The organism is Nocardia sp. NPDC005998 (assembly GCF_040614395.1).
Lineage (GTDB): Bacteria > Actinomycetota > Actinomycetes > Mycobacteriales > Mycobacteriaceae > Nocardia.
On the sequence record NZ_JBEXUI010000025.1, the window covers coordinates 128,134 to 134,133 of the forward strand.

At 65.3% G+C, this 6,000-nt stretch carries 8 protein-coding genes; all 8 read right to left on the reverse strand.

Annotation, left to right across the window (positions count from 1 at the left end):
• Window positions 1-576: 576 nt before the first annotated feature.
• The 8 genes from truA to infA all read right to left on the reverse strand — a co-directional run bounded on the left by truA (window position 577) and on the right by infA (window position 5,485).
• Window positions 577-1,389, reverse strand: a complete 813-nt coding sequence (gene truA / locus ABZ293_RS28305) for a tRNA pseudouridine(38-40) synthase TruA (protein ID WP_355185528.1) — start codon at window positions 1,387-1,389, stop codon at window positions 577-579.
• Window positions 1,390-1,629: 240 nt separating this feature from the next.
• Window positions 1,630-2,166 (reverse strand): 50S ribosomal protein L17, encoded by a 537-nt coding sequence (gene rplQ / locus ABZ293_RS28310; protein WP_355185510.1) that lies wholly within the window; start codon window positions 2,164-2,166, stop codon window positions 1,630-1,632.
• A gap of 49 nt (window positions 2,167-2,215) precedes the next feature.
• Entirely contained in the window at window positions 2,216-3,274 is a 1,059-nt protein-coding gene (locus tag ABZ293_RS28315) for a DNA-directed RNA polymerase subunit alpha (RefSeq protein WP_067785162.1), read from the reverse strand.
• A 103-nt stretch (window positions 3,275-3,377) separates the two neighbouring features.
• Window positions 3,378-3,983, reverse strand: a complete 606-nt coding sequence (gene rpsD / locus ABZ293_RS28320; RefSeq protein ID WP_063039138.1) for a 30S ribosomal protein S4 — start codon at window positions 3,981-3,983, stop codon at window positions 3,378-3,380.
• A gap of 20 nt (window positions 3,984-4,003) precedes the next feature.
• Complete coding sequence (gene rpsK, locus ABZ293_RS28325) at window positions 4,004-4,417, reverse strand: 30S ribosomal protein S11 (RefSeq protein WP_040731638.1); 414 nt, start codon at window positions 4,415-4,417, stop codon at window positions 4,004-4,006.
• Between the two features lie 10 nt (window positions 4,418-4,427).
• Complete coding sequence (rpsM, locus tag ABZ293_RS28330) at window positions 4,428-4,799, reverse strand: 30S ribosomal protein S13 (protein ID WP_355185512.1); 372 nt, start codon at window positions 4,797-4,799, stop codon at window positions 4,428-4,430.
• Between the two features lie 219 nt (window positions 4,800-5,018).
• The gene (rpmJ, locus tag ABZ293_RS28335) at window positions 5,019-5,132 is read right to left on the reverse strand and encodes a 50S ribosomal protein L36 (protein ID WP_040686659.1); all 114 of its coding nucleotides are present in this window, start codon (window positions 5,130-5,132) and stop codon (window positions 5,019-5,021) included.
• Between the two features lie 131 nt (window positions 5,133-5,263).
• The gene (gene infA, locus ABZ293_RS28340; protein WP_003418601.1) at window positions 5,264-5,485 is read right to left on the reverse strand and encodes a translation initiation factor IF-1; all 222 of its coding nucleotides are present in this window, start codon (window positions 5,483-5,485) and stop codon (window positions 5,264-5,266) included.
• Window positions 5,486-6,000: the final 515 nt, after the last annotated feature.

A 6,000-nucleotide genomic window follows, 5' to 3' on the forward strand; every position in this document is an offset into this window, starting at 1 on the left:
TAGTCATTGACACCGAGCACATTTCGCAAACCAGAGTGTTGCGGCACCTGCTGCCACTCAGTCGTCCTGGCCGTCATCGTCGCAGTTCAGGGCTTGGTTCCAGTTTTCGCATGCCGCACCGTCCGGCCCAGGACCTAACACATCCACCATGTCGTCACCTCCCTTCGAGCGTCGTCGCTACGTGCGGGATTGCGCCCGTTCGGCGTGGAATACGTCATCCGGTCGCGGTTAGGTGGCCTCGAGGTTCACCGTGTTCTATTCGGATACCCGCAGGAGTACGTGGGGAATCGCACCGGCGAAGGGCAATCGGCGCGATCACGGCCTCGACATCGAGCGTCGGTACGACGTTCGCCGAGCGGCCGACATGGTCATCGACCGTGCCGTCGAATGTCACGGTCTTGACGAGGCCGCAGCCGAGTCGCTTTGCACGGCTGTGCATTTGGCCGAGCGCTCGACGTGATCGCAAGGCAGGCGGTCGTGGGTAATCAGGCCCGCGCCCTGATCACGGCTGCACTGGATCGCCGCCGCAGCTGACCCGCGCATGCGAGAGCGATCTGGATGGGGACCGGATCGGGTTCAGCTGCCGCAGCAGCCGTCGTCCACGGTTGGCACCGAACGCATTTCGCGGGTTTGGGCGTTGCGGGCGGCCAGGTCGGAATCGTCCGGATAGTCGACGTTGATAAGGCTGAGGCCATGTGCGGGGGCCACGGTCACTGAGCTGGAGCGTTCGGTCTCATTCAACAGTCCGGCGACCCAGTCGGGAGTGCGACGGCCCTCCCCCACTGCGAGAACCGCGCCGACGAGGCTGCGAACCATGGACCAGCAGAAGGCATCCGCGCTGACATAGGCGGCGAGCAGGTCGCCGTCGCGCTCCCAGTCGAAGCGCTGGAGTTCGCGAACGGTGGTCGCACCATCGCGACGGCGGCAGAAGGCGGCGAAATTGTGCAGGCCCAATAGCTTTTGCGAGGCCGCGCGCATGGCTTCGAGATCCACGTCGTGGCGACAGGCGACGACGCTGCGGGCCTGCAGTGGTTCAGCACCATAGGGTGCCGTGGTCAGTCGGTACACATAGTGCCGGCGGATCGCTGAGAAGCGTGCGTCGAATTCGGGCGGGGCGAGGCGAATATCGGTGATCCGCACATCTTTCGGAAGAAACCGCGCCATGCGGTGGAGCAGCTTGGCCGCATCCGGTTCGGCGCCGGTATCGAAATGCGCGACCTGCCCCTCGGCGTGCACCCCGGCATCGGTGCGGCCCGCGACGGTCAATTGGATGGGCTCGCGCAACACCTTGCTCAGCGCTTCCTCGAGCACGCCCTGCACGGTGCGCAGCCCGGGCTGGCGCGCCCAGCCGATGAAATCGGTGCCGTCGTAACTGATATCGAGTCGCACCCGAACCGAGTCGGCCGCCGCGGCCCACACTTCCGGCAAATCCGCCGCGGGCGCACCCAACGCGCTCGAATCCACCGATTCCTTTTCGGTCACTGGCGATCTCCTAATCGATACGAACGCCGGTGGCTCCGGCCGCTCACCACGCGAAACCCGATGCCAGCGCGGTGATCTCGGTCGGATGCGAATGAGCCCGCCGACCCACGGGGGGCGGCGGGCTCATTCCGGACTTGCGAGCGAACGTCAGGCGTCCTTCTTATCCTCAGCGGCCTCGTCGGCAGCCGGGGCCTCGGCCTCGACAGCCTCGGCGGTCTCGGCGACGGCCTCTTCGGCCTGCTCCTCGACAACGGTCTCGGCGACGGGCGCCTCGGCCTTCTTGGACGCGGCAACGCGGCGGGCGCGGTCGGCCTCGTTGGTCACGGTCTTCTCCCGGACCAGCTCGATGACCGCCATCGGCGCGTTGTCACCCTTGCGGGGCAGCGTCTTGGTGATGCGGGTGTAGCCACCCTCGCGGCCCTCGAACGACGGCCCGATCGAGGCGAAGAGCTCGTGGACGACATCCTTGTTCCGGATCACCTTGAGCACCTCGCGACGGTCGGCCAGGGTGCCGCCCTTCGCCTTGGTGACCAGCTTCTCGGCGTAGGGGCGCAGCGCCTTGGCCTTGGCCTCGGTGGTCGTGATACGACCGTGCTCGAAGAGCGCCGTGGCCAGATTGGCGAAGATCGCCTTCTGGTGCGACGCCGACCCGCCGAAGCGGGCACCCTTCTTGGGCTTGGGCATTGTTTGTTCTCCTTGTGTGAGGCCGGGCCGGGGTGCCTACCCCGACGGCCTAGAGCTGTTCGGTCTCGGCGTAGTCCTGCTCGCCGCCATCGGTGTCACTGAACGTGCCGCTGTCGCTCCACGTTCCGGTGCTCGCGTCATAACCCACCACGGACGAGGGATCGAACGACGCCGGGCTGTCCTTGAGCGAGAGGCCGAGCGCGTGCAGCTTGACCTTGACCTCGTCGATGGACTTCTGGCCGAAGTTGCGGATGTCCAGCAGGTCCGACTCGGTGCGGGCGACCAGCTCGCCCACCGTGTGCACACCCTCGCGCTTGAGGCAGTTGTAGGACCGGACGGTGAGGTCCAGATCCTCGATCGGCAGACCGAACGAGGCGATGTGATCCGCCTCGGCCGGGGACGGGCCGATCTCGATGCCTTCGGCTTCGACGTTGAGCTCACGGGCCAGGCCGAAGAGCTCGACCAGGGTCTTACCCGCCGAGGCGAGCGCGTCCCTGGCGCTGATGGAGTTCTTGGTCTCCACGTCCAGGATCAGACGGTCGAAGTCGGTGCGCTGCTCGACACGAGTGGCCTCGACCTTGTAGGTCACCTTGAGCACCGGCGAGTAGATCGAATCCACCGGGATCCGGCCGATTTCCGCGCCGGACGCCTTGTTCTGCACGGCCGGGACGTAACCGCGACCGCGCTCGACGACGAGCTCGATCTCCAGCTTGCCCTTGTCGTTCAGGGTGGCGATGTGCATATCCGGGTTGTGCACGACGACTCCGGCGGGCGGCACGATGTCACCGGCGGTGACGGTGCCCGGGCCCTGCTTGCGCACGTACATCGTGACCGGCTCGTCCTCCTCCGAGGACACGACCAGACCCTTGAGGTTCAGGATGATGTCGGTGACATCCTCCTTCACACCGGGAACGGTGGTGAACTCGTGCAGGACGCCGTCGATGCGGATGCTCGTGACCGCGGCCCCCGGAATCGAGGACAGCAGGGTACGCCGCAGCGAATTGCCGAGGGTGTAGCCGAAGCCCGGCTCCAGCGGTTCGATGGTGAACTTCGAACGGTTCTCGGCGACGACCTCTTCGGTCAGCGTCGGACGCTGTGAAATCAGCATTAGGATCATCCTCCTGTACGGGCACCCACTATTTGATGCCCACGTTTTGGGGGTTGTGGGTGACCACCTGGTTCAGGCGGTCACCCACCAGCACGAAACCTGCTTACTTCGAGTAGTACTCGACGATCAGCTGTTCCTGCAGCGGCACATCGATCTGGGCGCGCTCGGGGAGCTGGTGCACCAGGATCCGCAGACGGCCGGGGAGCACCTGCAGCCAGCCCGGAACCGGGCGGTCGCCGACGGTCTCCCGCGCGACCTGGAACGGCAGCGTGCCGAGCGACTTCTCCTTGACATCGATGATGTCGTACTGCGTCACCTGGAAGCTGGGGACGTTCACGGCCCGGTTGTTCACCAGGAAGTGACCGTGGCTGACCAGCTGGCGGGCCTGCCGACGGGTACGCGCCAGACCGGCGCGGTACACCACGTTGTCGAGCCGGGTCTCCAGCAGACGGAGCAGGTTGTCACCGGTCTTGCCCTTGAGGCGGTTGGCCTCTTCGTAGTACCGGCGGAACTGCTTCTCCATGACGCCGTAGGAGAAGCGCGCCTTCTGCTTCTCCTGCAGCTGGAGCAGGTACTCGCTCTCCTTGATCCGCGCGCGGCCGTGCTGGCCGGGCGGGTACGGACGACGCTCGAACGCCTGGTCGCCTCCGACGAGGTCGACCCGCAGACGGCGCGACTTGCGGGTGATGGGGCCTGTGTAACGAGCCATTTTTCGTTATTCCTTTCCCGCTAGACGCGACGCCGCTTGGGCGGACGGCAGCCGTTGTGCGGCTGCGGGGTGACATCGGAGATCGTGCCGACTTCCAGGCCAGCGGCCTGCAGCGAACGGATCGCGGTCTCGCGGCCCGAACCGGGGCCCTTGACGAACACGTCGACCTTCTTGACGCCGTTCTCCTGCGCCTTGCGGGCCGCGTTCTCGGCGGCGAGCTGCGCGGCGAACGGGGTCGACTTGCGCGAACCCTTGAAGCCGACGTGGCCCGAGGACGCCCACGAGATGACGTTGCCGGCCGGGTCGGTGATCGACACGATGGTGTTGTTGAACGTGCTCTTGATGTGCGCGTGGCCGTGCGGGACGTTCTTCTTTTCCCGGCGACGCGACTTCTGGGTCTTCTTGGGGCCGGAGGCCCGACTCTTCGGAGGCATCCTTTATCCCCTACTTCTTCTTGCCGGCGACGGTGCGCTTCGGGCCCTTGCGGGTGCGCGCGTTGGTCTTGGTGCGCTGGCCACGCACGGGCAGGCCACGACGGTGGCGCAGACCCTGGTAGCAGCCGATTTCGATCTTGCGCCGAATGTCGGCCTGCACCTCGCGGCGCAGGTCACCCTCGACCTTGAGGGCCGAACCCTCGATGTAGTCACGCAGCTGCGTGACCTGCTCGTCGCTGAGGTCCTTCGAGCGCAGGTCGGGGCTGACGCCCGTCGCGTCGAGGATCTCCTTGGCGCGGGTACGGCCGATGCCGTAGATGTAGGTCAGCGCGATCTCCATGCGCTTTTCACGCGGGAGATCAACGCCCATGAGACGTGCCATGTGGCAGGTTCCTTAATCGTTGCGGAGGTCTGCTCCCTGTCCGTCCCCTCGTCTGGTGGGGCACCGGCCTCCGTACCGGTGGTTGGCTCGCACACCTCGGGCTCTGCGATTCCGAGGAACCGCGCGGCCCGAATTCCGCAGTGTGCGGCTGGAGCTGGGAGTTCTTCTTTCAGTTGGCCAAGCCGATCAGTGATCGGTGCCCGGCTGGTGCGGCGAAAATCAGCCCTGGCGCTGCTTGTGGCGCAGGTTCTCGCAGATCACCATGACCCGACCGTGACGGCGGATCACCTTGCACTTCTCGCAGATCTTCTTGACGCTCGGCTGAACCTTCACGTCCGTCCAATCTTGTTCGGTTCACACGGATGTGAACACAGTTTTTCCCCAGTCGGAAGACTGGGGAAGCCTTGTGGTGAGCCTGGCGGCTCGATGGTCACGCCGTCCTCGAAGCCGAGGACCGCACGCGATCACTTGTAGCGGTAAACGATGCGGCCGCGCGACAAGTCGTAGGGCGAGAGCTCGACGACCACACGGTCCTCGGGGAGGATGCGAATGTAGTGCTGCCGCATCTTCCCGCTGATGTGCGCGAGAACCTTGTGCCCGTTCTCGAGCTCGATCCGGAACATCGCATTGGGCAGCGGCTCGACAACTCGACCCTCGACCTCGATGGCCCCGTCTTTCTTCGCCATGTCCTCCGCGATCCCGGTTTACACTCAAACCTGGTTTGATTGCCTTGTATCTGCTTGCATGTAACCGGTCAGTTGACCGGACCGGCGGCATGCAGACAGTCGGCGCGTAGGTGCACCGCCGACCAAGCTTACCGGTTTATTCGCGGGCAGACCAATTCGCCCTGGTCATCGTGGTCTCGAGGACCTATTATTTCGCATCTTATGCGCGCTGGTCGGTGCGCGGGCTCGGACCGCGGGCCCCGTAATCAGGGTGACCGACGCGGCGTTTCGGGCGCCGGAGCCAGGGTCGTCTACTACAGCGTACGGCGCACGGCGGGGCTCCCCCTCCGCAGAGCACAGCAGCGCTGCCCCTTCACACAACACAGCGGCGCTCCCCCTCCGCAGAACACAGCAGCGCTCACCTCTCCACAGAACACAAGCGAGCAATTGTCAAGAGTTGTGGATTGATTGGCTCAGCGGCGGGCGGTCGGGATCGACGCGGTAAGGGCTTGGGGCCACGTGAGTTCGAGTTCTTC

Bases quoted from the DNA above. Each gene is read 5' to 3' on its own strand.
- rplQ (WP_355185510.1), bottom strand. From the start codon at position 2,166: ATGCCCAAGCCCAAGAAGGGTGCCCGCTTCGGCGGGTCGGCGTCGCAC.
- ABZ293_RS28315 (WP_067785162.1), bottom strand. From the start codon at position 3,274: ATGCTGATTTCACAGCGTCCGACGCTGACCGAAGAGGTCGTCGCCGAG.
- rpsD (WP_063039138.1), bottom strand. From the start codon at position 3,983: ATGGCTCGTTACACAGGCCCCATCACCCGCAAGTCGCGCCGTCTGCGG.
- rpsK (WP_040731638.1), bottom strand. From the start codon at position 4,417: ATGCCTCCGAAGAGTCGGGCCTCCGGCCCCAAGAAGACCCAGAAGTCG.
- rpsM (WP_355185512.1), bottom strand. From the start codon at position 4,799: ATGGCACGTCTCATGGGCGTTGATCTCCCGCGTGAAAAGCGCATGGAG.
- infA (WP_003418601.1), bottom strand. From the start codon at position 5,485: ATGGCGAAGAAAGACGGGGCCATCGAGGTCGAGGGTCGAGTTGTCGAG.